This is a genomic window from Erythrobacter sp. S267 (genome assembly GCF_057365045.1).
Map to the genome: position 1 here is coordinate 2,131,684 of NZ_CP200298.1, position 26,994 is coordinate 2,158,677.

Genomic DNA, 26,994 nt, shown 5'->3' on the forward strand with positions numbered 1-26,994 from the left:
CGTTTGTCGAAAAGCCTGATTGGCCAAGAGAGTGTGTGGTATTGGGCTCAGCGATTGCCTGCGACGATGCAGCCCTGGCCCTGACGCTTGAGAGCATCACAAGCGGCTTGCGCATCTGAGCGGCTCGCAAAGCCAACGGCTTGCAGACGAGTGACGCTGCCACCAGGCACAAGCAGCTTGCGTGTCCCTTGGAGTGCCGGATTGGTTGCAAGCTGGTTCCAAAGACGGTCGGCATTGCCAGAGACGCCAAAGGCACCCAGCTGGATCCGCCAAGAACCGCTTGCACGGGTCGGGCTAGCCGCCACGGGAGCAGGCGTCGAGACAGGATCGCGCTGAACACTAACCGGCGTCGGGACGGGCGTAGGCCGGGTTGGCTGGCGCGTGGGCTGGCTTTGCGCAACTTGCGCAGTCGGAGCGCGATTGCTTGCGGATTGTTGGCGGGTGCCAAGGTCAGCCGCTGCCAAAGCCGATGCACGGCGCTGCGCTGCTTGTCCTTCCAATTGACGCGCAACAGACTGAGCCTGCTGGCGCTGAGCGAGCGGAATATATTGGTCCATCTGCTGCAGCGCTGGCCCTGCCTGCGGCAAGCCTGCACCATTGGCGAGCGTCAGCAAAGCATAGGCCCGTACCCAATCCTTTTGAGCGTAATCGGCGTTAAAGTGAGCAAGCCCCAAAACATATTGTGCGCGAGGATCGCCACGCTCTGCCGCATCGCGAATCAACGGCATCGCTGTCGACTGCTCACCTTGTTGGAACAGCAGCAGGCCATAATTGTCAGCGGCTTTGATGTGACCTTTGCTGGCCGCTTCTGCATAAAGCTCGCGAGCACGCGAGATATCAGCTTCTACCCCGCGGCCCAGGCGATAGGCCTGTGCAAGATTGAACAGAGCGTCCGCATCGCCATTGGCTGCAGGCCCGCGCCACTCACTAACGGCGAGCGCATAGTTACCCGCACTCCACGCATCCACCCCAGTCTTGACGTCAGCCAAAGCTGGCGTGGCAAATACAGCCAGGGTCGCAGCAGCAATCGCTGCGCCGGCGGCGTTCAAAGAGGCGTTGAAACGGTTCTTAAGGCAAACAGCCATTGGAAGAGCACTCCTGCATAAAAATCGCAGATATTGGTGGCATGCAATGGTTAGCATTTCGTTGCCAAAGGGACGCGCAACTCCTGATCTTATCCGGACAACAGCAACCTTTGAATGCCTGAGCGCTCAAATAAAGACTGCCAAAAAATATCTGGCGCGGGCGCGGCTACTAAGGGGAGGCCCTGCGGCTAGCTGCTGCGTTAGGCTGTGAACCATTAACCCAAAATTAGGGGTAGTCTGCGAACACGGTTTCCAACGCCGCATTTGGGCGGCTTTATTTGGTCACAAACCAGGGGGACCGAGCGTTGCGTGTACTCGCTTTGGCATCGCAGAAAGGCGGATCGGGGAAAACGACCCTATCCGGACATCTGGCCGTTCAGGCTCAGCGCGCAGGCGCTGGCCCGGTCGTCTTGATTGATATCGACCCACAAGGCTCGCTTGCCGATTGGTGGAATGAGCGTGAGGCGGAATATCCGGCCTTCGCACAAACCACTGTATCGCGACTTGCCAATGATTTGGCGGTTCTTCGTCAGCAGGGCTTCAAGCTTGCTGTCATTGATACACCGCCAGCTATTACAATGGCGATCCAATCGGTCATCAGCGTTGCTGAACTGATTGTTGTTCCCACCCGGCCCTCTCCGCACGATTTGCGCGCTGTTGGCGCGACGGTCGATCTGTGTGAGCGCGCTGGCAAACCGTTGGTGTTCGTCGTGAACGCTGCAACGCCAAAAGCGAAGATCACCTCCGAAGCCGCAGTTGCTCTCTCGCAGCACGGCACGGTTGCACCGATCACTCTCCACCATCGCACCGATTTCGCAGCCTCGATGATTGACGGCCGCACTGTGATGGAAGTCGACCCGGAAGGCCGCAGCGCTGCCGAAATGACCGCGCTTTGGAAGTACATTTCCGACCGGCTCGAGAAGAATTTCCGTCGCACTGTCTTTTCCGCTCCGGGCCAGGGTCCGGGTACCGGTCACGCGCAGGCCAATGGCGTGCATCGTCCCTCAGGCGGCTTTGGTCGCCGGGTCGCTCAGTAAGAGCTTTAGGTAGGGGAGACGCAGCCAATGTCCGAAGCCAGCTTTGCCTCGCTTGGACCGACTTTGCTCGCTCGAAAGGGCGGCGCGAAGCCTGCAATGCGTCCTCAAGTTGCGCCGCTTCCCGGCGTTGTCCCTCCCGATGCAGACCAGCTCGAAGATCTCGGCTGGAACGATATGGGCGCGGAAGATGCGGACAATGCCGCAACCGTTGTTTCGATCAAGCCCGCCGCAACACCTTCTGCTCTGGCTCACGACAACGACGTCGAGCAGGCTGGCGCAGAGTTTGGAACCGACAGTCCAGTGGTGCGCGAGCAGCAACAGCGCCTCGCCGACCGCATTGTTGAAGAACTGAAGACACCGCTTGCTGAAAAGCCGCGCAAGAAAGCGGCCAAGAAGGCAGCAAAGCCAAAGGCCGCCAAGAAGGCGGCGAAGAAGGCAACGAGAAGCGCTCGCCGCGCCGCATTCACACTGCGCCTCGATACAGAACGTCACCTCAAACTGCGCCTGGCTGCAACCATGCAAGGCGTAAGCGCGCAGGCGCTGGTGACCGATGCCTTGGACGCAATGCTTGCTGAAATCGAAGATCTCGACGCGATTGCAGAGCGTTTCAACGGCAAGTGCAAGCACAACTGATTTTTTGAACCAACGAATATCCACTCAACCAAGACGCATACGAACATGGTTAAATTGAAGGAAACGATAATGGCCCACAGTGATCAAAGCCCGATCAAGGCTGACGCATCCAAACCAGCCCGTAGCCGCCAGTTTGGCCTGCTCGTTGGCACCGCTATTGCCAGCATGGCGCTCGCCGGCTGCGCGGGTTCTGCCCCTGCGGCAGAGACTTCCTTTGCCAAAGCTCAAGCCGCACTTGAAGATGGCAAGGCTGATCGCGCAATCAAGCATGGCGAAGAGGCAGTCCTCGCTGATCCACGCAATGCGAGCTACCGCGCCACTCTGGGTGCTGCATACCTCGAAGCGGGTCGCTACGAATCCGCCGCCACCGCCTTTGGTGAAGCGCTTGATCTGGGCGATACCGATGCACGCACCGTGCTGAGCTTTGCGCTGGCCAAGGTTGCCGTTGGCGATAACGGCGCCGCTCTTGATCAGCTGTATCGCAATGAAAGTCGTATTCCTGCCGCCGATCTCGGCCTGGCACTAGCATTGGCCGGTCAGCCTGATCGCGGCGTGCAATTCCTCGTCAACGCTGTTCGCGAAGGTCAATCGAGCGCCAAGACGCGCCAGAACCTGGCCTATGCCTATGCGCTTTCAGGCAATTGGCGCGCTGCCCGTGTGATGGCCGCTGAAGACGTGCCCGCCGACCAGCTCGACGCACGTCTGTCGGATTGGGCCGCTATGGCCCGCCCGGAAGATTACCAGCAACGCGTTGCTGCCCTGCTCGGCATTCCAGTCGCATCGGATAGCGGTCAGCCGCAATATCTCGCGCTCTCAAACTTCCCAGATCAGCCTGAACTGGTCGCAGAAGCTGCGCAGTTTGCAGACGCTGAACCAGTGGAAACCGAAGTTGAGGAAGCTCCGGTCGTTGCTGTGGCAGCTGCTGATAACGAGCCTGCAAACGTCTCTGTCCCGGTCGTCCAACCGGCTGTTGGCGAGAACCAGATGGCGTTCGGTATTGCCGATATCGACACTTACGCAGTTGACGCCGATGAGCCTGCAAGCGAGCCGGTAGTTGCTCCGGTAACCAGCGCACCGCCTGCTCCGGTTGCAATGCCGGTTGTGGCCGCTGCTCCGTCGCGTTCGATCAGCCGCGCTGCTCCGGCCGCGACGCCGTCTGCAACGCCGCGCTTCGTTTCGAACGCCGTCGTCCAGAACGTTCCGCCCGCTGCACAGCGTCAAGAGCGTGCGCCGACCCCGGTTGCAACGCCGCGCAATGGCGGCAGCTCGCAGGCCCGCATGGCAATCGCCACCGGCTCTGCTGCCACTCACCTTGTCCAGCTCGGCAGCTTTGAAAGCCGTGCCGTGGCTGAAAGCAAGTGGGGCGACTTCCAACGCCGCTTCCCGAGCCTTCGTGGCCGCGATGTGGTCATCACCGAAGCTCGCGTGAACGGCCGCACTTTCTTCCGCGTCGCCGCGGCAGGCTTTGGTGCCAACAGCGCGCGCAGCCTGTGTAATGCGCTCAAATCAAGCGGTACCGGCTGCTTCGCTTACGCCGCATCCAGCCCGCCCGCAGGCGCGGTTGATCGTGGCACGCGCATCGCGGCTCGCTCACGCTAAACCTTCCAGAACTTCAGCGAAACTAGCCCCGGTCAGTCCCTTGGGATTGGCCGGGGTCGTTTTGTTTGGGGCTCAATTTCCGATCCGCACGCCGCCCTTGATGAGCGCACGCACCCTGCCCTGCGTACCCATGCGGTCAAATGGAGTGTTGTCGGCAGTCGCAGCCATCTTGCGGCGGTCGATGATCCACGGGGCTTCCGGGTCGATGATAGCGACATCGGCCTCTCGCCCGGTTTCGATTAAGCCCGCCTCGACGCCAAGGAGGCTGGCCGGATTGGTGGCGAGCAATTCAAACATACGCGGCAGGTCGATCACTTCGTCGCGCACCAATCCCAGCGTCATGGCGAGCAAAGTCTCCGCCCCCGCCATTCCGGGTGCAGCATCGGCGAAGGGTAATCGCTTGTCCTCCGCCCCGCGCGGGTCGTGGCCGCTGGAGATTACATCCACCGTCCCATCCGCAATCGCAGCAAGCGCCGCCTGCCGGTCCGCTTCACTGCGCAATGGCGGTGAGAGACGCGCGAAAGTGCGAAAGTCTGCCGTGGCAAGGTCAGAGAGCATAAAGTGCGGAGGCGTGATCCCGCACGTCACTGCCACACCGCGCGCCTTGGCAGCGCGCACAAGTTCAAATCCAGCGGATGTGGTGACCTGGCGGATATGCAGCCGTGCGCCACTCATCTCAGCCAAGCCGATGTCGCGCGCAATGGCGAGCGTCTCGGCCTCTGCAGGGGCGCTGGGTAGGCCGAGCCGGGTGGCGATCTCGCCCGCTGTCGCAGCGGCTTCTCCGACCAGCCCGCTATCCTCGGCATGAGTGACCACAACGAGGTCCAGCATCGCCGCATATTGGCACAGCCGCAGCATCACGCCGCTATCCGCTATCCAAGTCCGCCCGGTAGCTACACCTCGCCCTCCGGCTTCCCGCATCAGCGCCAGTTCGGCGAGTTCGGTCCCCTGAAGGCCGCGCGTTGCTGCAGCCAGTGGGTGAACCCAAAGGTCGGGCTTTCCGCTCTTCGCAATGTAATTGACCCGGCTCGGATAATCGAGCGGCGGGGACTGGTCCGGCATCAAAGCAGCCCGAGTAATGCCGCCAAAGTGGAAGGCCGGCTTGTCGATCGCAAAGACACCAAAGTCGACGAGGCCCGGCGCGATCAGCTTGCCCTTTGCCGAGAGGATCTCATCGCCGTCCTGCGGCGCGATGCTCGCACCAAAGCTCTCGATCACGCCATCGACCAGCCGCACTGCGCCTTGGACAAGGCCACCGGGCGTCACGATCTGGCCGTCGGTGATGATCAGAGGTCGCATCTGTTTCATGCCGACACCTCCCAGCCCTCAACCCCTCTAGCCGTGCGGGTCAACACGTCGAGGCACGCCATGCGGATCGCGACGCCCATCTCCACCTGTTGTGTAATGATGGATCGATCGAGCATGTCGGCAACCTCACTGTCGATCTCAACCCCGCGGTTCATGGGACCGGGATGCATGACGAGCGCATCGGGCGCTGCGCGCTTCAGCCGTTCCTGCGTCAGGCCGTAGAGGTGGTGATATTCGCGTTCGGACGGGATGAACTGACCCGCCATTCGCTCTGATTGGAGCCGCAGCATCATCACCACATCGCTTCCCTCGAGAGCGGCATCGAAGTCATGGAAAGGCTCAGCTCCCATCGCTTCCACGCCCGCTGGCATCAGCGCAGGGGGAGAGCACAACCGGACGTTCGCCCCCATCGCTTGCAGGCATAGGATGTTTGAGCGGGCGACCCGGCTATGAAGGATGTCGCCGCAAATCGTGATGGTGAGACCAGTGAAATCCTCACTCGTCTCCCCTCGCCGTTTCAAGGCCTCACGCAAAGCCAGCGCATCGAGCAAGCCTTGGGTGGGATGTTCATGGCTGCCGTCACCGGCGTTGAGCACGGGGCAATCGACCTTGTCTGCAATCAGCTGCGTTGCGCCGGACGATCCGTGCCGGATCACAATCGCATCTGCGCGCATCGCGTTGAGTGTGATCGCCGTGTCGATGAGCGTCTCGCCCTTCTTCACGCTCGACTGTGCGGCGTGCATGTTCACGACATCCGCACCCAGTCGCTTGCCTGCAATCTCAAACGACAGCAGCGTGCGGGTCGAGTTTTCGAAGAAGGCGTTGATGATGGTCAGACCCGCAAGCAGATCGGTGTGCTTGTCGCGTTGACGGTTCAATGCCACCCACTGCTCCGCCTGGTCGAGCAGATAGAGGATTTCATGCCGTTCCAACTGTCCGATGCCTGTGAGGTCGCGATGCGGAAAGGCCAAGCGCCCCTTAGGAAAGCGGGAAGAATGCGACCCGTGCGGCATATGGCTTTGCGCATAGTCGGACATAAATTTGCGCAGCTTGTCCGCTGTGCTTCCACGCAAATCGCGCCCCCCTTTAAGCTGCGCAACGAACGGCTTGTCGTTCATCGCGAGCTCGCCAAAACGCGTTTCCGACATCGCAAAGCGGCGGCAGAATTGCTCAATTTCCAACAGAATCTCTTGCATGACCGCCTCCTAGGTTGGATTTAACCAACCGTCCAGCCTGCCCTCCCATTTTCCCCGAATTTGCGCGTTTGACGAGCGATATCAGCCGCTCGACGCCTACAGGTGCGAAAAAATTGGCACTTTGGCGAATGACCATTAGGTAAGAGGGAGACAAATACCGGGCCAAAACAGGAAATCCGAACTCATGAGCTTCATCGGCAAAGCGTGGAAAATCATCGTTGGCATCAAGGACGGCTTGGTCCTGATCTTTATGCTGCTCTTTTTCCTTGCGCTGTTTGGCATCCTTTCAGCCAGCCCCAACCCCGGCCAGGTGCGCGAGGGTGCGCTTTACATCGACCTCACTGGCTTCGTGGTTGAAGAGCGCAGCGAGGTTGACCCCATCGACGTGCTGCTTTCAGGCGAAGCGCCCCCCACTGAATTCCAAGCCCGCGATCTGATCCGCGCGCTTGATGCGGCTGCGACCGATGACCGGATCAAGGCGGTTGTCCTCGATATGTCGGGCTTTGGCGGCGGTGGCCAGGTTCATATGCAGGCCATTGGCGAGGCGATGGACCGCGTGCGTCAGGCAGAAAAGCCGGTCTTCACCTATTCGCTCGCTTACGGCGATGACCACATGCACTTGGCCGCTCACGCAAGCGAGGTCTGGGTCGATCCGCAGGGCGGCGCCATCATTGCAGGCCCCGGCGGCAGCAACCTCTACTACGCTGAATTGCTCGAGAAGCTGAACATCAATGTCCGCGTCTATCGTGAGGGCGAGTTCAAGTCAGCGGTTGAGCCCTACATCCTTGATGGCCCGTCCGAACCCGCGCGCGAAAATCGCGAAGCGCTTTACAATGTTCTGTGGGCAGAATGGCAGGCCAATGTCTCGAAGGCGCGGCCCGCCATCGAAATCGAACGCGTCACCACCGATCCAGTGGGTTGGATCGAAGCCTCATCGGGCGACCTCGCTGAGGCCGCGCTGGAAGCAGGGCTCGTCGATCGGCTCGGCAGTCCGGTCGAATTTGGCGAGCGCGTTGCCGAAGTCGTCGGCGAAGACGATTGGAGCAAGAATCCCGGCGCCTATGCCAAAAGCGACCTGCGCCCCTTCCTCGCCGATGTTGGGGGCAGCAGTGATCCGGAAGGGAACATTGCAGTCGTAACCATCGCCGGCGTGATTGTTGACGGCGAAGCAGGCCCAGGCTCTGCGGGCGGTGAGCGGATTGCTGGTCTGCTCGACAGCGCTTTGAGCGATGACGACATCAAAGGTCTGGTCGTGCGGGTCAACTCACCCGGCGGTTCGGCCTTTGCCTCTGAAGAAATCCGCCGCGCAATCCAGCGCTATCGCGACAAGGAAATTCCGGTTGCTGTCTCCTTCGCCAATGTCGCTGCGAGCGGCGGCTATTGGGTCGCAACATCCAGCGACCGCATCTTTGCCCAGCCAGAAACGATCACTGGCTCCATCGGCGTCTTTGGCGTGGTCCCCACCTTCGAAGACGCAGCCGACGAAATCGGTGTCAGTGCGGAAGGCTATCGCACCACGCCTTTGTCCGGCCAGCCCGACTTGATCGCAGGCTTCACTCCCGAAGTGGACGCGCTTCTGCAAGCCTCCGTCTCTGACACCTATGCCAAGTTCCTGGAGCGTGTCGCATCCGCACGCGGCATGACGGTCGAGCAAATCGACGTCATGGCGCAAGGGCGTGTGTGGGACGGTGGCGCCGCGCGACAAAAGGGCCTTGTCGACCAGTTCGGCGGGATCGAAGATGCGCTCGCTTGGGTCGCGGGCGAAGCCGGGATCGAAGAGGGCGATTGGAACGCGCGCTATCTGGGCGGGACGGTCGACAATTACAACTCACTGATCCGTCAATTGGTCTCGACCAGCGCGTCGGCCGAGGCTTCCAGAGGCTCGGTCGATCTCTTCGCCCTGGCAGCCATGCAGCGCGAGTTGCTGCTAAGCCAGATTGCGCGCGATGCGAAACAACTCTCGGGAACGCAGGGCGTGCAGGCCTATTGCCTTGAATGCCCGGTCGAGATGAACGCGCAAAGTAGGACTGATGCACGAATGTTGCTCGAGCAAATCGGCAGCTGGGTGACGCAGTAAGCCAGCCGCGCAGCGCGAAACAGGCGCTTGCAATAGAGCAAGAGCCGCTCTAGACGCGCGCCTCTGTCCGAGAGCGGCTCCGCGCCGCTGAAAACCGGATGGGCGCGTAGCTCAGTGGTAGAGCACACCCTTCACACGGGTGGGGTCGCAAGTTCAATCCTTGCCGCGCCCACCATTCTCCCGAACACCAAACAAGGGCCCATGCCCTTTGCTCAAAACCGCAGCTGTGCGGTCACTGTCACATGACGCCCCGGCTCATTGGAACCCGAACCATGGGCGCGGTAGGCTTGGTCGAGGATATTGCCGAGTTCTGCGTTGAGGGAGAGGCTGGAGCTTAGCTCGATCCCACTGCGCAGATTGAGCAGTGCATATCCCGGCGTCCCACCCGGCGGGATGCGCTCCACATCGGCAAGGTCTCCTGAGCTAAGCTGATCCGCCCGCGCAAACAGAGCAAGTTCCAGCGTGGCCCAAGCCACTTCCCCCTCCCACGCGAGGGCGAGGTTTCCACTGAGCGGTTGGATACGGCTAAGCGGTTCTCGAACCGGCCCACCGACTTGCGGGGTCGTTAGCCGCCCACGCAGCCAGGTCGCATTGCCGAGCAGCGAAAGACGGGAGGTAAGCTGCGCTTCGGCAAGCAGTTCGACGCCTGAAACACGGCCTGAGGCGGCGTTGCGTTTTGCGACCTCGGTCAGGCCGTCGCGCACCTCTCCTGTGGGGACGGTGGCGATGTAATCGCTCAGGGTCGTTGTAAAGAGGTTTGCCCCCAAGGACAGCGCCTGAGTGTCGTAGCGATAACCGATCTCCAACGTGTCGAAGCGCTCTTGGGAGAGGACGAGGCTCGCCACTTCGATCTCATTGGAGCGGCTGCGACCAAAGCGGCTTATGTCAGCGATGTTGGGCGCTCTGAAGGATCGACTGTAAGCGCCCCAGATTTGGCTCTCGCCCGAGCTATACATAGCGCGGAGCGAACCGGAGAGGTCGAACCAATCGTCGCTAAAGGCAATGGCCTGACTGGTGACGGGATCAGCGAACCGGCCAACTTCAGCAGCGATGTAAGATGCACGAAGGCTCCCTTCGAGTAAGACAGCATCGCTAAGCCCCATCACTGCGTGAACGAACATTCCCGCCTGATCGTAGCGCGCATCATCCCCCACCGGGCCTTGCATGCGCTGTGTCGAGTTGCCGCTCACCGGATCAAAGTCAGTGCGCGCGCTGTCGATATGTTCTCGGCTGAGATCGACGCCATAGGTCAGCGCAAGCTCGCCCGTGTCTGCATTGGCGACGGCGCTAAAAGCGAACAGGTCGGAGGTGAAGTTCTGGTCGATCTCGAGCAGATCACTGCGCACCCGCGCTTCGTCTTCGCGGCGCGACTGGTGGGAAAGGGTCAGCTCGACCGAGCTTAGCGCCGCACTGCCTGTCTCTCCGCTCAACCGAGCATAGGTCAGGTTGCGGCGATGGTCCTTCTCGCGCAGCAGATCGGTACCAGCGACGGTTCCTTCAAATGGTATGGAAAAGACAGTCGAGTGCGTGCGCGGCACGTCGTCTTGCCACAGGCTCTGGTGGTTGAACGTCGCCGTCCAGCGCGGCGTCAAAACAACGTCTAGCCGCGCGTCGAAGGCCCGTTCCGAATATCCTGTCTCCGGCAACCTCCCCAACTCAGCTGCGCGCACATCGCCATAGTCGCGCGAAGTGAAGCCACCTCGAAGCCCCCATCGCTCACCCTTGCCCACGTCGAAGGCAGTGCGCGAGGTTATCGAGTGGTCGCCGCTGGAGACGCGCAATGTCTGCTGCCCTCCCGTAAACGCGCCCTCATTCTCGAACACACCAGAGGAGCGCGTAGAAAGATTGATGACCCCGCCCACCGCCTCTGACCCGTAGAGTGAGGAGGACGGCCCTGCGATCAGTTCGATCTGGTTGAGCGTGAAGGCATCGACCTGAGCGAAATACTCGTTCGCGCCGTCGCGATAGGTTGCATTGTTGTAGCGGATTCCATCGATCACCAGCAGTGTGCGATTACCGGTAAAGCCGCGGATGAAGGGGGAGCCGTGGCCCGAAGCGGTCTTCTGCACCAGCACGCCGGGCAGTTGCTGCAAAGCCTCTGGTACGGTGCTGGGGGAGCGGCGCTCCCGTTCCTCCAGATCGACCACGCTCACCGCATAGGGTGCGACGACCTCACTGCGTTCAAAGCGCGTGCCTGTGATCAGGATCGAGCCACGGCTCTGATCCGCCTCGGGCGCTGAGGGTGCCTCGGAGACGTCTTCGGCAAAGGCAGAACTGGGCCAGACCCCGCCAGCCAGCACGGCCAGCGCGAAAAACATACGTCCTGCGGTCACTTCACTCGTTTGCTGCCTGACCTATTGCGGCCAGGTCGGCACCCCGCTGCCTGGAGTGTAGGGCGCGCCCATTTCAGCAAGCTCCGCCTCGAGCGCTTCGACCCGCAGCTCGATATCGCGCAATTGCGCAAGCGCCGCGGCAAAGTCAGCCTTGACGATTTCGAGCGCGCTTTGGTCAGAGCCCGTAACAGGCGACTGGTGCGACCAGCCCCATCCGCGGATCTGACCGATACGCTGAGCGATGGAGAACGGCACAGGCTCGTTCCGGCTGGAGACCGAGCGGTCTCCAAACATCGCAACTTGCGTCTCGTCCATCAGAGCCTCGATCTGCTGGATCGCCAGTCGCTGATCGTCATTGGGCACTGTAAGCGCCTCAACCGCGACCTTCAGGTGCGCGATGCGATTGCTGAGTTCGCCAGCGGCAACACCAGCACCCGAAATCGCGCGGGAAAGCTCGGCCGTCTCTTGCTGGAAGGCGAGGACCGCTTCGCGATCAGTCGCAAGTTCCGGGCTGTTTTCGAGCGCCTTGACCGTGAAGCTCTGCGGGCTCGCGATCGGCGTCAAAATGCCGTTGATCCGCTTGCCCATGGTCACTGTGTAAGTGCCCGGCGTCACCAGCGGACCTGTTGGTGCGCTCCCAAAAATGCTCGGCGTGGGCTGCGACAGACGTGCAGGATCGGGAGCAGCAAAGCGCAGGTCCCATGCCACGCGGTGCAGGCCGGCCGACTTCGGACCCGTCATCCGGCGCACGACATTGCCGTCGGCGTCGGTGATGGTGAAGACGATGGCAGGTTCATCCTCGCGGTCCTCGGCGCGCAAGGTCTCCCACGAAGGATAGGGCGTGTCGCCGCCCGTTTCCTCAATTTCGCGCTCGGCGGAGCGGCGGGCCTCGGCACGGGTCTCCAACCCTTCATTGAGGACGTAGGTGAAGACCGCACCAAAGGGCGGGTTATCAGCATACCAGAAATCATTGCCGTTGGATGCTTGCGGGCCGCCATAGCCGCCCCACAGATCGCCCTCGATATAAAGCCAAGGGTCGCGCACGTCGAACAAGGTCGCCTCTGCTCCGCCGACGCTAGCGGCGTTGCTGCGCAGGGGCGAGTAGTCATCGAGAACGTAGATGCCGCGCCCGAACGTGCCGACCACAAGGTCATTCTCGCGCTTCTGGATCTCAATATCGCGCACGTCGATGGTCGGGAAATTGGCTTTCAACTGATGCCAGTTCGCCCCGCGATTTTGTGAGTAGAACAGCCCAAATTCAGTGCCCACGAAGAGCAGGTTTGGGTCGACGTGATCCTCTGCAATCGTGTGGACCGATCCCCATTCGGGCAGATCACCCGCAATCGGAGACCATGTGCGGCCTCGGTCGCTGGTGCGATAGACGTAAGGGTTGTGGTCGCCACGCTTGTGGTTGTCGAACACGGCATAGGCAACGTTGGCTGAATGGCTGGAGGTGATGATATCCTCGACCAGCGTCATATCCGGCACACCGCGCACGCTTTCCAGCCTGCGCCAATTCGCGCCGTTATTCTCCGTCACAGAGATCACGCCATCATCGGTTCCGACATAGATCAGACCTTCGGCGAGCGGGCTTTCGGAAAGTGCAATCGCAGCGCCATAGATCGAGGTGGAATCGTTCTTCGCAATCGCATCGACGCTCCAAACACGGCCCATGACTTCCAGCGCGTTGCGATCGATTTGGCGGGTGAGATCGGGGCTGATCTTCTCCCACGAATTGCCGCGATCGTTGGAGGCAAAGAGATACTCTGCCGCGTAATAGATGCGGTCGGGATTGTGCGGGCTGATGAGTAGCGGAGTGTTCCAGTTCCACTTGTAGGCGTTCTCGCCCGGCTCTGGCTGCGGGGTCAGGAAGACCCGTTCCTGAGTCCGGCGGTCATAGCGAACAAGGCCGCCATATTGGTATTGGGCATAGACGCGATTGGGATCGCGCGGGTCGATCTGCGGCTTGTAGCCGTCTCCGCCCAGCACGATGTGCCAGTCCGAATTGGTGATGCCGTGCGACAGCGTCGTGCGCGAAGGACCGCATAGCGAGTTGTTGTCCTGCGTGCCCCCGCAGACATTGTAGAACGGCGCGGCGTTGTCGGGCTGGATGCGGTAGAACTGCACAATCGGCAGGTTCTGCATATGGCGCCAGACCTGGCCGCCATCCCAGCTTTCATAAATCCCGCCATCGCCGCCCATAATCAGGTGATCGGTGTTGCTCTCATCGATCCACAGCGCGTGGTCATCGACGTGGCGGGTCGCGTTGCTGAGATCCGTGAAAGTCTGACCACCATCAATCGAACGCTTGGAGAATGTATCGAGCGAGTAAAGCACGTTCTCGTCCAGCGGATCGACGACGATCTCGTTGTAGTATTGCGGGCTGGTCGTCATGTGGCCTGAGCGTTTTTCCCAGTTCTGGCCAAAGTCGCCGGAGCGGAAGACGCCCTGCTCGTCAGGCTGCCCTTCGATGATCGCGTAGATCATATTCGGATTGGACGGAGCCATGGCGAGGCCGATGCGGCCCATATCGTCACTCGGCAGGCTGGATTGCACTTCTTCCCAGCTTGTCCCCCCGTCGGTTGTGCGGTGAATGCCGGACCCCGGACCCCCATTGATCAGCACCCAGACATGACGCCGCCGCTGGTAGGAAGAGGCAACGATCAGGTCGAAATTATCAGGGTGGACGACGAATTCGTTGATGCCAGTATGCTCATCGACTTCGAGGATCAGTTCCCAAGTCTCCCCGCCATCGGTGGTCTTGTAGAGACCGCGATCCCCGCCAGCGTTCCAGAGCGGACCTTGGCTGGCAACAAGCACTGTGTCGGCGTCTTCCGGGTGGATCCAGATCTGGCTGATATGGCCAGAATCTTTGAGACCCATATGATCCCAGCTTTTCCCGCCATCGGTCGATTTGTAAACGCCGTCACCGAATGCAACCGAGCGCTGGGCGTTGTTCTCACCCGTGCCAACCCAGATCGTGTTCTCGTCCGAGGGCGCGATTTCGACGACGCCGATTGAGTAGGAACCTTCGCGATCAAAGATCGGGGTCCAGGTGGTGCCGTTATTCTTGGTCTCCCACAGACCGCCCGATGCTGTTGCGACGATATAGTGATTGTGCCCGCCAGAGAAGAAGGCGAAGTCAGAGATGCGTCCTGAAGGATAGGCCGGACCGATCAACCGCAGCGGCAAGGAGGAAAGCGCGCCGTGGGCCTTGTCCTCATCCGCCTGTGCGGTGGCAGGAAGAGTGAATGCTAGCCCCAGGCTTACGGTCAAAAACGCAAATGCCTTTGAAAGCGGCTTCATCCATCCGAGCATCTTTGTATTCCCCTCTTCGGCCCTATTGGGCGACAGCAATAACGCAGCCAGAGGATTTGGCAATCGGATCAAGCCTTGAAGCTGCAACATGGTCCGGGCAAGAGATGCGCGACACGATCATTCAAGGACTCGGACCACATGCGCGACCTTCGCTCCAAACGCCTCGAACTCAGCCGCCGTATAGCGCTCAAGACCTTTGGTGTCGGTGCCATAGGAGGCCTTTCACTACTGACCGGCATGCGAGCGATCGCTTCTCCGATCTTCAACCAATATCCGTTCCAATTGGGCATTGCCTCGGGTGAGCCTGAGGCGGATGGCTTTGTCATCTGGACTCGCCTCGCACCTGAACCGCTTGAGCCCGGCTATGGTATGCCGGCTGCACCGGTCGAAGTTCAATGGCAGGTTTGCGATGACCGGCGGATGGAGAATGTCGTGGCGAGCGGCACTGCCATTGCCCGGCCAGAGCTGGGTCATGCTGTCCATGTCGAAGTTGCCGGATTAATGCCGAACCGCCCCTATTGGTATCGCTTTACCTCGGGGCGCGAGCGGAGCGGCGTGGGCCGGGCGAAGACTACGCCCGCTTTGGGCCAACCCATCGAAAACGTGCGCTTCGCCGTTGCCGGGTGCCAGAATTACGAGGAAGGCTATTACACAGCCCACCGTTACTTGGCGGCAGAAGAGCCCGACTTCGTGTTCTGCTATGGCGACTACATCTACGAATATCGCGGCAATCGCATCCGCAATTTCTGGGACGGCCCGCGCGAAATGGTACGGAACCACGCGGGGCAAGAGATCTACACGATCGACGATTACCGGCGCCGCTATGCGCAGTACAAGATGGACGCCGACCTCCAGGCCGCTCACGCCGCTGCACCGTGGTTTGTGACCTGGGACGATCACGAGATCGATAACAACTGGGTCGCGGACATCGATCAGGACGGTACGCCGGAGGCCTTCTTCAAGCTGCGCCAGCAAATGGCGATGCAGGCTTATTACGAAAATATGCCTCTGCGCGCTTCCTCGTTGCCTATTGGGCCGCAAATGCAGCTGTATCGCCAGGCGCGTTACGGCGATCTGCTCGACCTCAATCTGCTCGACACGCGGCAATATCGCAGCGATCAGCCGTGTGATGACCAGTGGGGCGTTGAGTGTGCAGACATCAGCCGTGCGCAGGCAGAGGTACTGGGACGCCAGCAGGAAGGCTGGCTGTTCGACAAGCTTCGGAATACGCAGAGCCGCTGGCAGGTGCTCGCGCAACAGATCATGGTCATGGACCTTGACCGCAAGCCGGGCGAAGGCTCGACCGAGAATCTCGACAGCTGGGCCGGATACCGCGCCCCACGTGAGCGCGTGCTTAGCCAGATTGAACAACTCGGCCTCGATAGCGTTGTTGTTCTTACCGGAGACGAGCACCAGAACTATGCGGGTGAGCTGCATATTGACGGCCAGCGCCCCGGTGCAAAACCGATTGCGACGGAGTTCGTCTCGACCTCCATCACATCGGGAGGCGATGGGGAAGACCAGCGATCCTCCACCAAGCTGATCCAGCAAGAGAATGAAAGCCTCAAATGGCACAATTCGCAGCGCGGCTATGTGATGTGCGACGTGTCGCGCGACCAGTGGACGACAGAGTTCAAAACGCTCGATCGAGTGACAACACGCGGTGGAGAGCTCAAGACCCGGATGACAATGGCGGTGGCTCACGGTCAGCCGGGGTCACTGGCCGAGGCCTAATCACTGCTAGCCTCCGCGCGTTTCTCTCGGCATATGCAGGCCAAGGGATCAACGGGAGGGCTTGGGATTGGCCGACACGAACACTACTGGAACGGGCGCTGCGGACACGAAAACGTGGCAGATGCCCGATACTCTGCTGTTGCTTTTCATCCTTGCGGTAATCGCCTGGGGTGCGACTTTCATCTTTACGCCGGGCGCTTTCGCGGTTGACGGAGAGCCGGCCCGAATTGTTCCGGGCAGCTTTGTTTCTGCCGATGGCCCTGCCCCGGCCCCGATCCTGGGCGATGCGGAGCGCACCGGCTTTCTCGACTTTCTGTTTGCAGGGCTTGTCACCGGAGACCGCTATTCGCCGACCGTGGGCCTGATGGCATTCATCCTGATCCTTGGCGGCGTGTTCGGTATGATTGCCCGCACGCGATCCGTGGACGCAGCAATTGCCGCAGCCTTGCCCAACGGAAAAGCGCGCAGCGAGACGCTGATCGTAACCCTTTTCATCGCCTTCTCCCTCGCCGGAGCGATCTTTGGCATGGCAGAGGAGGCGATTGCGCTAACGCTGGTGCTGACCCCTGCGCTCAGCCGAGCGGGCTACAATCCGATGACCGCTTTGTTGGTCTGTTTCGGAGCAACCCAGATCGGTTTCGCGACCAGCTGGACCAACCCGTTCAGCGTCATTATCGCGCAGTCTATTGCCGGCCTCCCGCCTCTGTCCGGCATGGAGCTGCGGATCGCAATGTGGGTGGGTTTCACCCTGCTCGGCGCAGCGTATATCTGGCATTATGCGCGGCGTGTTCGTCTGAGCAATGCATCCAAACCCGCCGCCGAACATGGAGCCGATGCCATTGCGGACATCCCGCCCTATCAATGGGCGCACGGCCTCATCATCATTGGTCTGATCGCAGTTATCGGCTGGATCGCATGGGGCGTGGGCGCGAAAGGCTATTACCTCGCAGAGATAGCGGCGCAGTTCTTCACTCTAGGGATTGCGGTGGTCCTGATCGCACAGATTGCGAAGCTGCCGGGATGCAATCTCAACGCGATGATGGAAGCGTTCTACGAAGGAGCCGCGGGCCTTCTTCCTGCCGCGTTGATCGTGGGCGCAGCCAAGGGGATCATCCTGTTGATGGGCGGCGACAGTCCAACGGCAGCAAGCTTGCTCAACACGCTGCTCAATTCGCTGTCTGGCCTGACCGCGGCCGCACCGGAGTGGCTCACCGCCTGGGTCATGTATGCCGCGCAAAGCGTCATCAACCTATTCATCACGTCGGGCTCGGGTCAGGCGAGTGTGACCATGCCGATCATGGCTCCGCTGGCTGACCTGTCGGGTGTTACTCGGCAGACGGCTGTGCTTGCATTCCAGCTGGGCGATGGGATCACCAATTTGATCGTGCCAACCTCAGCGGTGCTGATGGGCTGTCTGGCGGCGGCGAAGGTGTCCTACATGGAGTGGATGGCCTTTATCTGGAAGCCCATGGTCGTCCTGATCACGCTTTCTTCGATTATGGTTTTGGGAGCTCATGCTGGCGGGTATTGAGGGCGCCTAATGAACGTCAACTTCACATGACGTCAAAGAATCGATACACCACCTGCCCATGCACCTGTTCGAGACTCTTATTGTCTTTCACGTCATCGCCGGCACGGTCGGGCTGATCGCGTTTTGGGTGCCGATTGCCACCCGCAAAGGAGCCTCCAACCACCGCCGATGGGGGCGCATTTGCTGCTATGGTTTTATGGGAGCCGGCGCGCTCGCCGTCATCATGGCGCTGCTCTCGCTCTATGGGCCGGAGGAGCGCATTCCCTCCGTCACAGACCGTGATCTTTTCGCCGGATTGTTCGGCTGGATGATGCTCTATCTCGGCATTTTGACGATCGGTTTTGCCGATTACGGCCTCGCCGTGGTCAAGCACTCGCGCGACCGCACCGCCTTGCGCCGCCCGCGCTACCAGATCGTCATCGCAGCCGTCCTCCTCTCCGCCCTGCAATGCGGTCTCTACGGTTTCTCCATTGGCGAGCCGCTGATGATGGGCGTCGCGCTGCTTGGCCTTGTCGCCATGAGCATCCAGCAGCTCTTCATCTGGAGAGCCGAAGCGCCCACGCCCCAATCCTATGTCGGAGAACACTTCCGCGCGCTCATTGGCATGGGCATCTCCGCCTACACCGCCTTCATGTCGGTCGGCATGATCCGCTGGGTGCCAGAGGAAGTCTTCAACCCGCTCGTCTGGGCCGGGCCGAGCGTCATCGGCGTCGCGCTGATCGTCTGGTTCTCGCTTAAGATGAAGCCGAAACCCAGCAAGGCAAGCACAGCCAAAGCGCGCGCCTAGCCTTTCGCAATACCGTTTTCGAGCAGGTGGTTGGCCCGCGCCGCCACGTCCGATAACGGAGCATCTGTGCCCTCCTCCGCCCACACCGCATAGCGCAGGCCGATAAAGACGTTCATACCCATGATCGCCCAGGCCTCAAGTTCGCCCAGATCGGACCGGAACGCGCCCATGTTAGCGCCCGCCTGCAAACGGTCCGCGATGCGCCCCGCAATCGTTTCATAGTGCGCGCGGTAGCTCGCCGGATCGACGAATTCCGCCTCGTCAATGATACGGTAGATTTCCTTGTGCTCGCGCGCGAACTCCAGAAACGCGGCCAGCGCCGCCTCCTCGATTTTGAGCGGGCTCATATCCTCTGACAGAGCCGAGCGCGCGCTGCTCATGACATTGCCGCTCATATCGTTGACGAGCGCGCGGAACAGCGCATCCTTGCTGTCGAAATAGGTGTAGAATGTACCCAAAGCGACGCCCGCTCGTCGGGTGATCGAGCTGACTGAGGCTTCGTGAAAGCCCTTCTCTCCAAACTCGGTCGCAGAGGCATCGAGCAGCTTGCGCAAAGTCCGCCGCCCGCGCTCTGTGCGCGGGACTTTGTCCTCCGCCATCACCATATCTGGGTCACTCATGCCCTCTCCCTACCCGTTTTTGACTAAGCGCAAAAATCTCCTTGCACAAGAACAAACTTGAAAGTTGGTTCAACTTTCAATAATGGTCCCTTCAACAACAGGTTTGGGAGAGAAACCGATGACCGGATTGACCACACTTTCACGCGCTGCGCTGCTGTCTGGCTGCGCTGCCATTGCTACCTTTGCCGCCCCCGCAGCCGCGCAGGACGGGGCCATCGGCACAGCGTCAGAAGAGGCAGAGCAAAGCGGCAACACCATCATCGTCACCGCGCGTCGGCGTGAGGAACGTCTGCTCGACGTTCCAATCTCGGTTTCCGCCATCAGCGGGGAGCAGTTGGAGCAGCAAGGCGTGCTCGAGATCACCCAAGTGGCGCAGACCGTGCCCAACATCACTCTCGAAGTCAGCCGCGGCACCAACACCACGCTGACCGCTTTCATTCGCGGCGTCGGACAGCAGGACCCGGTTGCGGGTTTTGAGGCGGGCGTCGGCGTCTATGTCGACGACGTGTACTTGAACCGCCCGCAGGCCGCTGTGCTCGATGTCTATGATGTTGAGCGGATTGAGGTGCTGCGCGGACCGCAAGGCACGCTCTATGGCCGCAACACAATCGGCGGCGCGATCAAATATGTGACCGCGCGGCTGCCTGATGAGACTTCGCTGTCTGTGCGCGGAACGCTTGGCAATTTCGATCAGGCCGACCTCATCATCACCGGCTCGACGCCGATCACCGACAACCTCACCATTGGCGCAAGCGGCGCGCGGCTGTCGCGCGGCGGCTTTGGCGAGAATCTCAATCTCGGCACAGAGAATTACAACAAGGATGTCTGGGCGGCGCGCGGCACGATTGAATTCGATAGCGGCCCTGTCTTCATCCGCCTCTCGGGCGATTATGTGAAGGACAATTCCGAAGCGCGCCAAGGCTCACGCCTGATCCCCGGCCTCTTCACCGGAGCGCCGGTGCTCGACTCGGTGTTCGACACACGCGCTGGTTTGAATGTGGTCGACCAAGAGGTCGAGGCCTATGGCGGCGCGCTCAACATCGCGATTGAGCTGTCCGACACGATTACGCTGAAATCAATCACCGGCTATCGTGAAGACAGCTCGACCACGCCGATTGACTTTGACAGCCTGCCCGCGGCTGACTTGGACGTTCCCGCGATCTACGAGAACGACCAGATTAGCCAGGAATTGCAGCTGCTCTATGAAGGGGATCGCCTGTCCGGCGTTGTCGGGTTCTACTACCTCGACGCCAATGCTTTCACCGCCTTCGACGTGGCTTTGTTCAACACGGGCGATCTGATTTCGCTTCCCGGCCTCAACGCTCAGACTTTGGGCGATGTCGATACGGAGACTTACAGCTTCTTCGGCGACTTCACCTATGAGCTGACCGACACGATCTCGGTCTCAGTCGGCGGGCGCTACACTAATGACAAGCGCACCAGCCGAGTACTGCGCACGACCTTTATCGGCGGCTTCTCCGATCTGTTCATCCCGAACAGTGCGGCGATCCCGATTGCGGTGACGAGCGATTTCCAAGGCAGCGAGACCTTCACCGACTTCAATCCACGCGCCTCGATCAGCTGGCAGCCGGACCGCAATCACAACATCTACTTCACCTATTCACAAGGCTTCAAAGGCGGCGGCTTTGACCCGCGCGGCCAGACCACCGCAGCGCCCGATCTGGATGGTGACGGAGACATCGACTTCGACGACCAATTCGAATTTCTGCGCTTCGCTCCCGAAACGGTCGACAGTTTTGAGCTGGGCTGGAAGGCGAGCCTCCTCGACAACCGGCTGAACATCGCGACGGCCATCTTCTTTGGTCAATATGATAATGTGCAGATCCCGGGCAGCGTCGGGCTCGACACCGATGGCGACGGCACCAATGACAGCTTTATCGGCATCACGTCCAACGCGGCGTCGGCTGACATCAATGGCTTCGAATTTGAAGGCAGCGCGCTGGTGGGAGAAGACTTTGCTGGCGAAGGCAGTCGGTTCAGCGTCAATTGGTCGCTCGGCTACATTGATGCCAAGTTCAACACGTTCATCGACGCGCTCGGCAATGATGTGGCGGACCAACGCGTGTTCCAGAACACGCCGGAGATCACCGCGCATATGGGCTTTAACCTCGGCGTGCCTGCGGGCGACGGGATGGTCGATTTCATCGGCGTCGCCTCGCTGCGTTCCGATGCGAGCCAGTTTGAATCGCCCAATCCCTTCCTCGACCAAGACGGCTTCGTGCTGGCCGATGCTAGCATCGTTTACACCGCTGACTCGGGCCGTTTCTCGATCGGCGCCCATGCGAAGAACATCTTCGACAAGGAATACATCGTCGCGGGCTACAATTTCGTCGCGGGCGGCACGCCTCCGGGCACGCCGTTTACGCCGACACTAGGCCTCGAAGGCACGCTGACCGGCTTTTACGGCGATCCCCGGCGCTTCTACGTGACGGCCGAGGTCAATTTCTAAGAGGCTCCTCTCCAACGCCTCTATCGCGGGTCGGCGGGCTTTCCGGGGGGAGGGCCCGCCGATCTGCTCTTTTCTTGGAAGCGCTAAGCGGGCATAGGCGCGTGCCATGCATGATATTCGCGAAATACGAGAGAATCCGACAGGTTTTGACGCTGGCCTTGCGCGCCGCGGGCTGGAGCCTGTCGCTGCCTCACTTCTCGCTCTGGACGAGGAACGCCGCGCGCTGACGACGCAGCTGCAAGAGGCGCAGAGCCGCCGCAACGAAGCTTCGAAAGCCATCGGCCAAGCCATGGGCAAAGGCGACACGGAAACCGCTGAGGCGCTGAAGGACGAGGTTGCCGAGCTTAAGCAGACTATGCCCGATCTGGAAGAGCGCGAGCGGGCCGCTGCAAAGGCGCTCGAAGACGCGCTGCTGGTCCTCCCTAACCTCGTCGATCCGTCCGTCCCCGATGGCGAGAGCGAGGACGACAATGTCTATTTGCGCGAATGGGGCGAGAAGCCCGACTTCGCCTTCGACCCGGCCGAACACGCTGACATTGCCCCCGCACTCGGCATGGATTTCGAGACCGGCGCCAAAGTCTCCGGCGCGCGTTTCACGTTCCTGCGCGGAGATATGGCGCGGCTGCACCGGGCGCTGGGGCAGTTCATGCTCGACAACAACACCCGGAACCACGGCTTTATCGAGTGCAATCCGCCGCTGCTCATCAACGAGGCATCGGGCTACGGCACCGGCCAGTTGCCCAAGTTCTCAGAGGATCTGTTCCGCACGACCGATGATCGCCTGCTGATCTCGACTTCCGAGATGGTGCTGGGCAATTCCTTCCGCGGCAATCTGTATGATGCGGGCGACTTCCCGATGCGCCTCACCGCGCTGACCCCCTGCTTCCGATCCGAGGCAGGGTCAGCAGGGCGCGATACGCGCGGCTTCATCCGCCAGCACCAGTTTGAGAAGGTCGAGATGATCGTCGCCTCTCTGCCCGAAGAGGCCGAAGCCGAGCTCGACCGGATCACCGCCATCGCCGAAGGTCTGCTCCAACAGCTTGGCCTGCACTACCGCGTCATGGCTTTGTGCACAGGCGATATGGGCGCGGCGATGATGAAAACCTACGACCTTGAAGTGTGGCTGCCGGGCCAAGGCGCCTATCGTGAGATCAGTTCATGCTCGGACGGAGGCACCTACCAGCCGCGCCGGATGAATGCGCGCTACCGGCCTGAGGGTTCCAAGAAGAGCGAGTATTTCCACCTCCTCAACGGCTCCGGCCTTGCAGTCGGACGCACTTTGGTCGCGATCATTGAGAACTACCAACAGGAAGATGGCAGCGTTCTGGTGCCTGAAGCGCTGATCCCCTATATGGGCGGAGTGACCAAGCTCGAGCCGATCAGCTAATGAAAATCCTCGTTACCAATGACGACGGTTATCACGCACCCGGCCTGACGGTTCTGGAAGAGATTGCCGCGCAATTCTCCGAAGATGTCTGGGTCTGCGCACCGTCGGAAGAGCAATCGGGCGCGGGCCACTCGCTGACCCTCAACCGCCCGGTTCGTTTGCAGAAATTCGGCGAGCGGCGCTACGCTGTCACTGGCACGCCGACCGACAGCGTCTCCATGGGCCTGCACAAAGTCGTCGACAGCCCGCCCGACCTCATCCTCTCCGGCGTCAATCGCGGAGCCAATTTGGGCGATGACATCACCTATTCGGGCACGGTCTCAGCCGCGATGGAGGGCGCGCTGGCGGGCATCCGCTCGATTGCGCTGAGCCAGGTTTACTCCAGCGAGACACGCGGCACGGAGCACGAATTCGCCTCAGCCCGCGAATGGGGGCCGAAGATCATCGAGCCGCTGCTCGAAGCGCCCTTTGCCGAGCGCACTCTGGTCAACGTCAATTTCCCGCCGCTCGCCCCCAAGGGCATCCGTATCACGCGGCAGGGCTTCCACGATTACTCCCGCGGCAGCGTCGTTGAAGGCACCGATCCGCGCGGGCACCCCTATTTCTGGTTTGGCCTCCACCCCTTTGAGCACACGCTCGACCATGGCACCGATCTGGAGGCGATTGAGGACGGCTATGCATCGGTCACGCCGCTGCAATTGGACCTCACCCATTATTCCAGTATCGATACGCTAGCAGGCCGGTTCGAGAGCTAGAGGGAGCAAGAGGGGCGTGGCACAGCGTAAAATCTCGACCCTGATGCCGAGCAACCCGGCAAGGCCGCGTCCGTTGCGCCGTTTCCAGCCCTTGCGGCGCGCGGTCAAACTGCCGGTCTGGGCTGATCTGAGCTTGCGTCTGGGAGCAGCCCTTTTCCTGATCTTTGTCGTGGTGATGATCCACTGGTTTGACCGCGACGGGCTGGTCGACAGCGCGGATGGCCATGTCAGCTTCCTCGACATCGTCTATTTCACGATGATTTCCATCACGACGACCGGCTTTGGCGACATCACGCCTGTATCGGACAGCGCTCGCCTGAAAGAGGCAGTGATTGTCACGCCGATCCGGTTTCTCGTCTTCTTCATCTTTGTGGGCACGGCCTACAATTTTCTAATTAAGCGCAGTTGGGAGAAATGGCGCATGACCCGTATCCAGGAACAGCTTTCGGATCATGTCGTCGTGCTCGGCTATGGCGTGTCTGGCTCACAAAGTGTCGAGGAACTGATCGAGCGCGGCACGGACGCTGAGAAGATCGTCGTCGTCGACCCGAGCGAGGAGCGTCTGAAGGAGGCGGAGAAGCTGGGCGTCAACGTCCTCGCCGCCGATGCGACGCGCGATGAGACTTTGAAGGCAGTGCGGATTGAGACCGCGAAGAACGTGCTGGTCTCCGCTGGCCGAGACGACACCTCGATCCTGATCGTCCTCACCGTGCGGCACTTGGCCCCGCGCGTGCCGATCAGCGTCGTGGTGCGCGCCGATGACAACGAGCTGCTCGCTCGCCAAGCGGGTGCAACCAATGTCATTAACCCGGTGCGCTTTACCGGCCTGCTGCTCGCCGGCAGCGCCAACGGCCCGCATATTGCCGACTATCTCGCCGACCTCGCCTCCGTCTCAGGACGGGTGCATCTAGTCGAGCGGGTCGTCACTGAAGACGAATGCGGCTCCTCCATCGCCGAGCTCAGCACCGGCGGCAGAGGCCTGCGCATCTACCGCAATGGCCGCGCCATCGGCTTCTGGGAGGACGAATGCCAAAGCCTCCAGCCCGGCGACGTGATCGTCGAGATCGTGCCGAGTGAGAATGGCCACACCAACGGCGACTCTCACTAATCTGGCACTCAAACGACGCCGCAGGCGTCGCAAGCGCGACCGCGCGCCCGGAGGGGTGGCCCCGCAGGGGTCGGGTCTCCGGAGGAAAGCCTAAGGGGCCGGATGGCCCCGCCGGCGTTTGAGGCCCTACAAAAACATCAAAAACACGCCTCCCATCGCCGCCATGCCGAGGATGAAGTGGCCGGCATCAATCGCGAAGAGCTTCCCGCTTTTGCGTTGAAACAGGTAGTTGATCCCCATCGCGGGGACCATCACGCCCACCGCGAAGCCGATCGCCATCATCATCACCACATGCGGCTCTGCCGCAGTGCGCGCGATCAGATGCCACAGCACCATCGCGATCAGCATCTCGAACAGAAATGTCAGGCCAAAGATCAGCGCCATATTGCCGCTCTGCGCCTCCTCATCCGACAGCCCGGCCTCGCGCTGCCAGACCTTGCCGAACAGCGCCCCGTACCAGATCATGCCGACGACGAAGAACGCCGCGGCTCCGGCCAACACTGGCCACAATGCAAAATCAGTCATTTTTGATCCCTCCCTAGGAGTGATAGGACCTAGCGCAAATGCGCCACCGCGTGTAGAGGCGCGCGCAATGTCTGAAACCGCCACAATTCTCCCTGACGCCAAGAAAGTCGGTATGGTCTCGCTCGGCTGCCCCAAGGCGCTGGTCGATTCAGAGCGTATCCTCACACGCCTGCGCGCCGATGGCTATGCGATGAGCCCCGATTATGCGGGCGCGGATGTGGTGCTGGTCAACACGTGCGGCTTCCTCGACAGCGCGAAGGAAGAGAGCCTAGCCGCCATTGGAGAGGCGATCTCCGAGAACGGCCGCGTCATCGTCACCGGCTGCATGGGCGAAGAGGCCGACGCGATCCGCGCCGCTCACCCTCAAGTGCTCGCCGTCACAGGCGCCCATCAATACGAGCAAGTGGTTGAGGCGGTGCATGAACACGCGCCTCCCAGCCAAGGCCCGTTTGTCGACCTGATCCCTCAGCCTGACATCAAGCTGACCCCGCGCCATTACAGCTATCTGAAGATTTCCGAGGGCTGCAATCACTCCTGTTCTTTCTGCATCATCCCCGACCTGCGTGGGAAGCTGGCGAGCCGCCGGATCGACGCGGTCCTGCGTGAAGCGGAGAAGCTGGTCGCGGCGGGCACCAAAGAGCTGCTTGTGATCTCTCAGGACACCTCGGCTTATGGCGTCGATACCAAACACGAGGCAAAGAGCTGGCAGGGCCGTGAGGTTCGCGCGCACATGACAGACTTGGCGCGCGAACTGGGCCAGCTGCGCACGCCGGAAGGCCGCGCACCGTGGACGCGGCTGCACTATGTCTACCCCTACCCGCATGTTGACAAGGTCATCCCATTGATGGCCGAAGGGCTGCTCACGCCCTATCTCGACATCCCGTTCCAGCACGCCGCGCCATCGGTTCTCAAGAGCATGCGCCGTCCAGCGAACGAGGCGAAGGTGCTTGCGCGGCTGAAGAACTGGCGGGAAATCTGCCCGGAGATCGCGATCCGATCCTCCTTCGTTGTCGGCTTCCCCGGAGAGACGGAGGAGGACTTCCAATATCTCATCGAGTGGCTCGAAGAAGCGCAGCTAGACCGCGTGGGCGCGTTCCGGTTTGAGCCGGTCGAAGGCGCGGCCGCCAACGCTCTGCCCGATCCCGTACCCGAGGAAATCAAGGAAGAGCGCTATGCGCGCCTCATGGAAGTGACCGAGAGGATCAGCGCGGCCAAACTCTCTGCCAAGGTCGGCAAGGTGCTCCCCGTCATCATCGACGAGGTTGGCGAACCGGATGAGGACGGCGACATCGGTGCAACGGGCCGCAGCCAAGCCGATGCTCCCGAGATCGACGGCGCGGTTTATCTGCGCGATGTGCCCGAGGCGCTGCAGCCCGGCGCAATTGTCGATGTCGAGATCGAGGATGCCGATGCGCACGACCTGTTCGGGGTGATTGCCTAACTCGGAGCGCTGGCCACTTGGCCAACCCGCAGGTTACTGCAAAAACCTGC

19 protein-coding genes and 1 tRNA gene are annotated in these 26,994 nt (G+C 60.9%); 13 read left to right on the top strand and 7 right to left on the bottom strand.

The features are described from left to right. Positions 1-47 precede the first annotated feature (47 nt). Positions 48-1,085, bottom strand: a complete 1,038-nt coding sequence (locus tag AC0V6X_RS10095; protein ID WP_486184422.1) for an SPOR domain-containing protein — start codon at positions 1,083-1,085, stop codon at positions 48-50. 305 nt (positions 1,086-1,390) lie between these two features. Between AC0V6X_RS10095 and AC0V6X_RS10100 the strand changes: the two genes are divergently transcribed. The 3 genes from AC0V6X_RS10100 (at position 1,391) to AC0V6X_RS10110 (ending at position 4,354) form a co-directional block, all read left to right on the top strand. Further along, the gene (locus AC0V6X_RS10100; protein ID WP_486184423.1) at positions 1,391-2,122 is read left to right on the top strand and encodes an AAA family ATPase; all 732 of its coding nucleotides are present in this window, start codon (positions 1,391-1,393) and stop codon (positions 2,120-2,122) included. A 27-nt stretch (positions 2,123-2,149) separates the two neighbouring features. After that, positions 2,150-2,755, top strand: a complete 606-nt coding sequence (locus AC0V6X_RS10105; RefSeq protein ID WP_486184424.1) for a type II toxin-antitoxin system HicB family antitoxin — start codon at positions 2,150-2,152, stop codon at positions 2,753-2,755. A 69-nt stretch (positions 2,756-2,824) separates the two neighbouring features. Continuing rightward, positions 2,825-4,354 (top strand): SPOR domain-containing protein, encoded by a 1,530-nt coding sequence (locus tag AC0V6X_RS10110; RefSeq protein ID WP_486184425.1) that lies wholly within the window; start codon positions 2,825-2,827, stop codon positions 4,352-4,354. Positions 4,355-4,426: 72 nt separating this feature from the next. Here AC0V6X_RS10110 and AC0V6X_RS10115 read toward each other — a convergent pair whose 3' ends face one another. Further along, positions 4,427-5,662 (bottom strand): dihydroorotase, encoded by a 1,236-nt coding sequence (locus AC0V6X_RS10115; RefSeq protein ID WP_486184426.1) that lies wholly within the window; start codon positions 5,660-5,662, stop codon positions 4,427-4,429. Continuing rightward, a complete protein-coding gene (locus AC0V6X_RS10120) occupies positions 5,659-6,675 on the bottom strand; it encodes an aspartate carbamoyltransferase catalytic subunit (protein ID WP_486185566.1) in 1,017 nt (338 codons plus the stop codon). Before AC0V6X_RS10120 ends, AC0V6X_RS10115 begins: the two co-directional genes overlap by 4 nt. 367 nt (positions 6,676-7,042) lie before the next feature. Between AC0V6X_RS10120 and sppA the strand changes: the two genes are divergently transcribed. Together sppA and AC0V6X_RS10130 are read left to right on the top strand one after the other, a co-directional pair. Continuing rightward, positions 7,043-8,935, top strand: a complete 1,893-nt coding sequence (gene sppA, locus AC0V6X_RS10125; RefSeq protein WP_486184427.1) for a signal peptide peptidase SppA — start codon at positions 7,043-7,045, stop codon at positions 8,933-8,935. A gap of 100 nt (positions 8,936-9,035) precedes the next feature. Next, positions 9,036-9,110, top strand: a tRNA-Val gene (locus AC0V6X_RS10130). 37 nt (positions 9,111-9,147) lie between these two features. Here AC0V6X_RS10130 and AC0V6X_RS10135 read toward each other — a convergent pair. Both AC0V6X_RS10135 and AC0V6X_RS10140 read right to left on the bottom strand, forming a co-directional pair. Then, positions 9,148-11,253 carry a TonB-dependent receptor gene (locus tag AC0V6X_RS10135; protein ID WP_486184428.1) on the bottom strand — a complete coding sequence of 702 codons (2,106 nt, stop codon included), beginning with the start codon at positions 11,251-11,253 and terminating at the stop codon, positions 9,148-9,150. 36 nt (positions 11,254-11,289) lie between these two features. Further along, positions 11,290-14,544 (bottom strand): glycosyl hydrolase, encoded by a 3,255-nt coding sequence (locus AC0V6X_RS10140; RefSeq protein ID WP_486184429.1) that lies wholly within the window; start codon positions 14,542-14,544, stop codon positions 11,290-11,292. Between the two features lie 180 nt (positions 14,545-14,724). Here AC0V6X_RS10140 and AC0V6X_RS10145 point away from each other — a divergent pair, with 180 nt between their 5' ends. The 3 genes from AC0V6X_RS10145 (at position 14,725) to AC0V6X_RS10155 (ending at position 18,638) form a co-directional block, all read left to right on the top strand. Further along, positions 14,725-16,320 (top strand): alkaline phosphatase D family protein, encoded by a 1,596-nt coding sequence (locus AC0V6X_RS10145; RefSeq protein ID WP_486184430.1) that lies wholly within the window; start codon positions 14,725-14,727, stop codon positions 16,318-16,320. Positions 16,321-16,387: 67 nt separating this feature from the next. Beyond that, a complete protein-coding gene (yfcC, locus tag AC0V6X_RS10150) occupies positions 16,388-17,851 on the top strand; it encodes a putative basic amino acid antiporter YfcC (protein WP_486184431.1) in 1,464 nt (487 codons plus the stop codon). Between the two features lie 58 nt (positions 17,852-17,909). Next, on the top strand, positions 17,910-18,638 hold the full coding sequence (locus AC0V6X_RS10155; protein ID WP_486184432.1) for a hypothetical protein: 729 nt from the start codon (positions 17,910-17,912) through the stop codon (positions 18,636-18,638). Here the strand turns inward: AC0V6X_RS10155 and AC0V6X_RS10160 are convergent. Next, entirely contained in the window at positions 18,635-19,258 is a 624-nt protein-coding gene (locus AC0V6X_RS10160; RefSeq protein ID WP_486184433.1) for a TetR/AcrR family transcriptional regulator, read from the bottom strand. The two genes, AC0V6X_RS10155 and AC0V6X_RS10160, sit on opposite strands and share 4 nt — an antisense overlap. Before the next feature lie 118 nt (positions 19,259-19,376). Here AC0V6X_RS10160 and AC0V6X_RS10165 point away from each other — a divergent pair, with 118 nt between their 5' ends. The 4 genes from AC0V6X_RS10165 to AC0V6X_RS10180 all read left to right on the top strand — a co-directional run bounded on the left by AC0V6X_RS10165 (position 19,377) and on the right by AC0V6X_RS10180 (position 24,978). Beyond that, the gene (locus AC0V6X_RS10165) at positions 19,377-21,728 is read left to right on the top strand and encodes a TonB-dependent receptor (RefSeq protein ID WP_486184434.1); all 2,352 of its coding nucleotides are present in this window, start codon (positions 19,377-19,379) and stop codon (positions 21,726-21,728) included. Positions 21,729-21,834: 106 nt separating this feature from the next. After that, positions 21,835-23,115 carry a serine--tRNA ligase gene (gene serS / locus AC0V6X_RS10170; RefSeq protein ID WP_486184435.1) on the top strand — a complete coding sequence of 427 codons (1,281 nt, stop codon included), beginning with the start codon at positions 21,835-21,837 and terminating at the stop codon, positions 23,113-23,115. Then, a complete protein-coding gene (surE, locus tag AC0V6X_RS10175; protein ID WP_486184436.1) occupies positions 23,115-23,870 on the top strand; it encodes a 5'/3'-nucleotidase SurE in 756 nt (251 codons plus the stop codon). Before serS ends, surE begins: the two co-directional genes overlap by 1 nt. Before the next feature lie 43 nt (positions 23,871-23,913). Next, on the top strand, positions 23,914-24,978 hold the full coding sequence (locus tag AC0V6X_RS10180) for a potassium channel family protein (protein WP_486185567.1): 1,065 nt from the start codon (positions 23,914-23,916) through the stop codon (positions 24,976-24,978). Positions 24,979-25,104: 126 nt separating this feature from the next. Here AC0V6X_RS10180 and AC0V6X_RS10185 read toward each other — a convergent pair whose 3' ends face one another. Continuing rightward, positions 25,105-25,503 (bottom strand): DUF1761 domain-containing protein, encoded by a 399-nt coding sequence (locus AC0V6X_RS10185; protein WP_486184437.1) that lies wholly within the window; start codon positions 25,501-25,503, stop codon positions 25,105-25,107. Positions 25,504-25,570: 67 nt separating this feature from the next. Between AC0V6X_RS10185 and rimO the strand changes: the two genes are divergently transcribed. Next, positions 25,571-26,944 carry a 30S ribosomal protein S12 methylthiotransferase RimO gene (rimO, locus tag AC0V6X_RS10190; protein WP_486184438.1) on the top strand — a complete coding sequence of 458 codons (1,374 nt, stop codon included), beginning with the start codon at positions 25,571-25,573 and terminating at the stop codon, positions 26,942-26,944. Positions 26,945-26,994 lie beyond the last annotated feature (50 nt).

Coding starts and splice junctions, on each gene's coding strand:
- AC0V6X_RS10145 (WP_486184430.1), top strand. CDS start 14,725: ATGCGCGACCTTCGCTCCAAACGCCTCGAACTCAGCCGCCGTATAGCG.
- AC0V6X_RS10165 (WP_486184434.1), top strand. CDS start 19,377: ATGACCGGATTGACCACACTTTCACGCGCTGCGCTGCTGTCTGGCTGC.
- sppA (WP_486184427.1), top strand. CDS start 7,043: ATGAGCTTCATCGGCAAAGCGTGGAAAATCATCGTTGGCATCAAGGAC.
- AC0V6X_RS10180 (WP_486185567.1), top strand. CDS start 23,914: ATGCCGAGCAACCCGGCAAGGCCGCGTCCGTTGCGCCGTTTCCAGCCC.
- AC0V6X_RS10110 (WP_486184425.1), top strand. CDS start 2,825: ATGGCCCACAGTGATCAAAGCCCGATCAAGGCTGACGCATCCAAACCA.
- surE (WP_486184436.1), top strand. CDS start 23,115: ATGAAAATCCTCGTTACCAATGACGACGGTTATCACGCACCCGGCCTG.
- AC0V6X_RS10155 (WP_486184432.1), top strand. CDS start 17,910: ATGCACCTGTTCGAGACTCTTATTGTCTTTCACGTCATCGCCGGCACG.
- AC0V6X_RS10160 (WP_486184433.1), bottom strand. CDS start 19,258: ATGAGTGACCCAGATATGGTGATGGCGGAGGACAAAGTCCCGCGCACA.
- AC0V6X_RS10135 (WP_486184428.1), bottom strand. CDS start 11,253: ATGTTTTTCGCGCTGGCCGTGCTGGCTGGCGGGGTCTGGCCCAGTTCT.
- AC0V6X_RS10120 (WP_486185566.1), bottom strand. CDS start 6,675: ATGCCGCACGGGTCGCATTCTTCCCGCTTTCCTAAGGGGCGCTTGGCC.
- serS (WP_486184435.1), top strand. CDS start 21,835: ATGCATGATATTCGCGAAATACGAGAGAATCCGACAGGTTTTGACGCT.
- AC0V6X_RS10095 (WP_486184422.1), bottom strand. CDS start 1,085: ATGGCTGTTTGCCTTAAGAACCGTTTCAACGCCTCTTTGAACGCCGCC.
- AC0V6X_RS10115 (WP_486184426.1), bottom strand. CDS start 5,662: ATGAAACAGATGCGACCTCTGATCATCACCGACGGCCAGATCGTGACG.
- rimO (WP_486184438.1), top strand. CDS start 25,571: ATGTCTGAAACCGCCACAATTCTCCCTGACGCCAAGAAAGTCGGTATG.
- AC0V6X_RS10105 (WP_486184424.1), top strand. CDS start 2,150: ATGTCCGAAGCCAGCTTTGCCTCGCTTGGACCGACTTTGCTCGCTCGA.
- AC0V6X_RS10185 (WP_486184437.1), bottom strand. CDS start 25,503: ATGACTGATTTTGCATTGTGGCCAGTGTTGGCCGGAGCCGCGGCGTTC.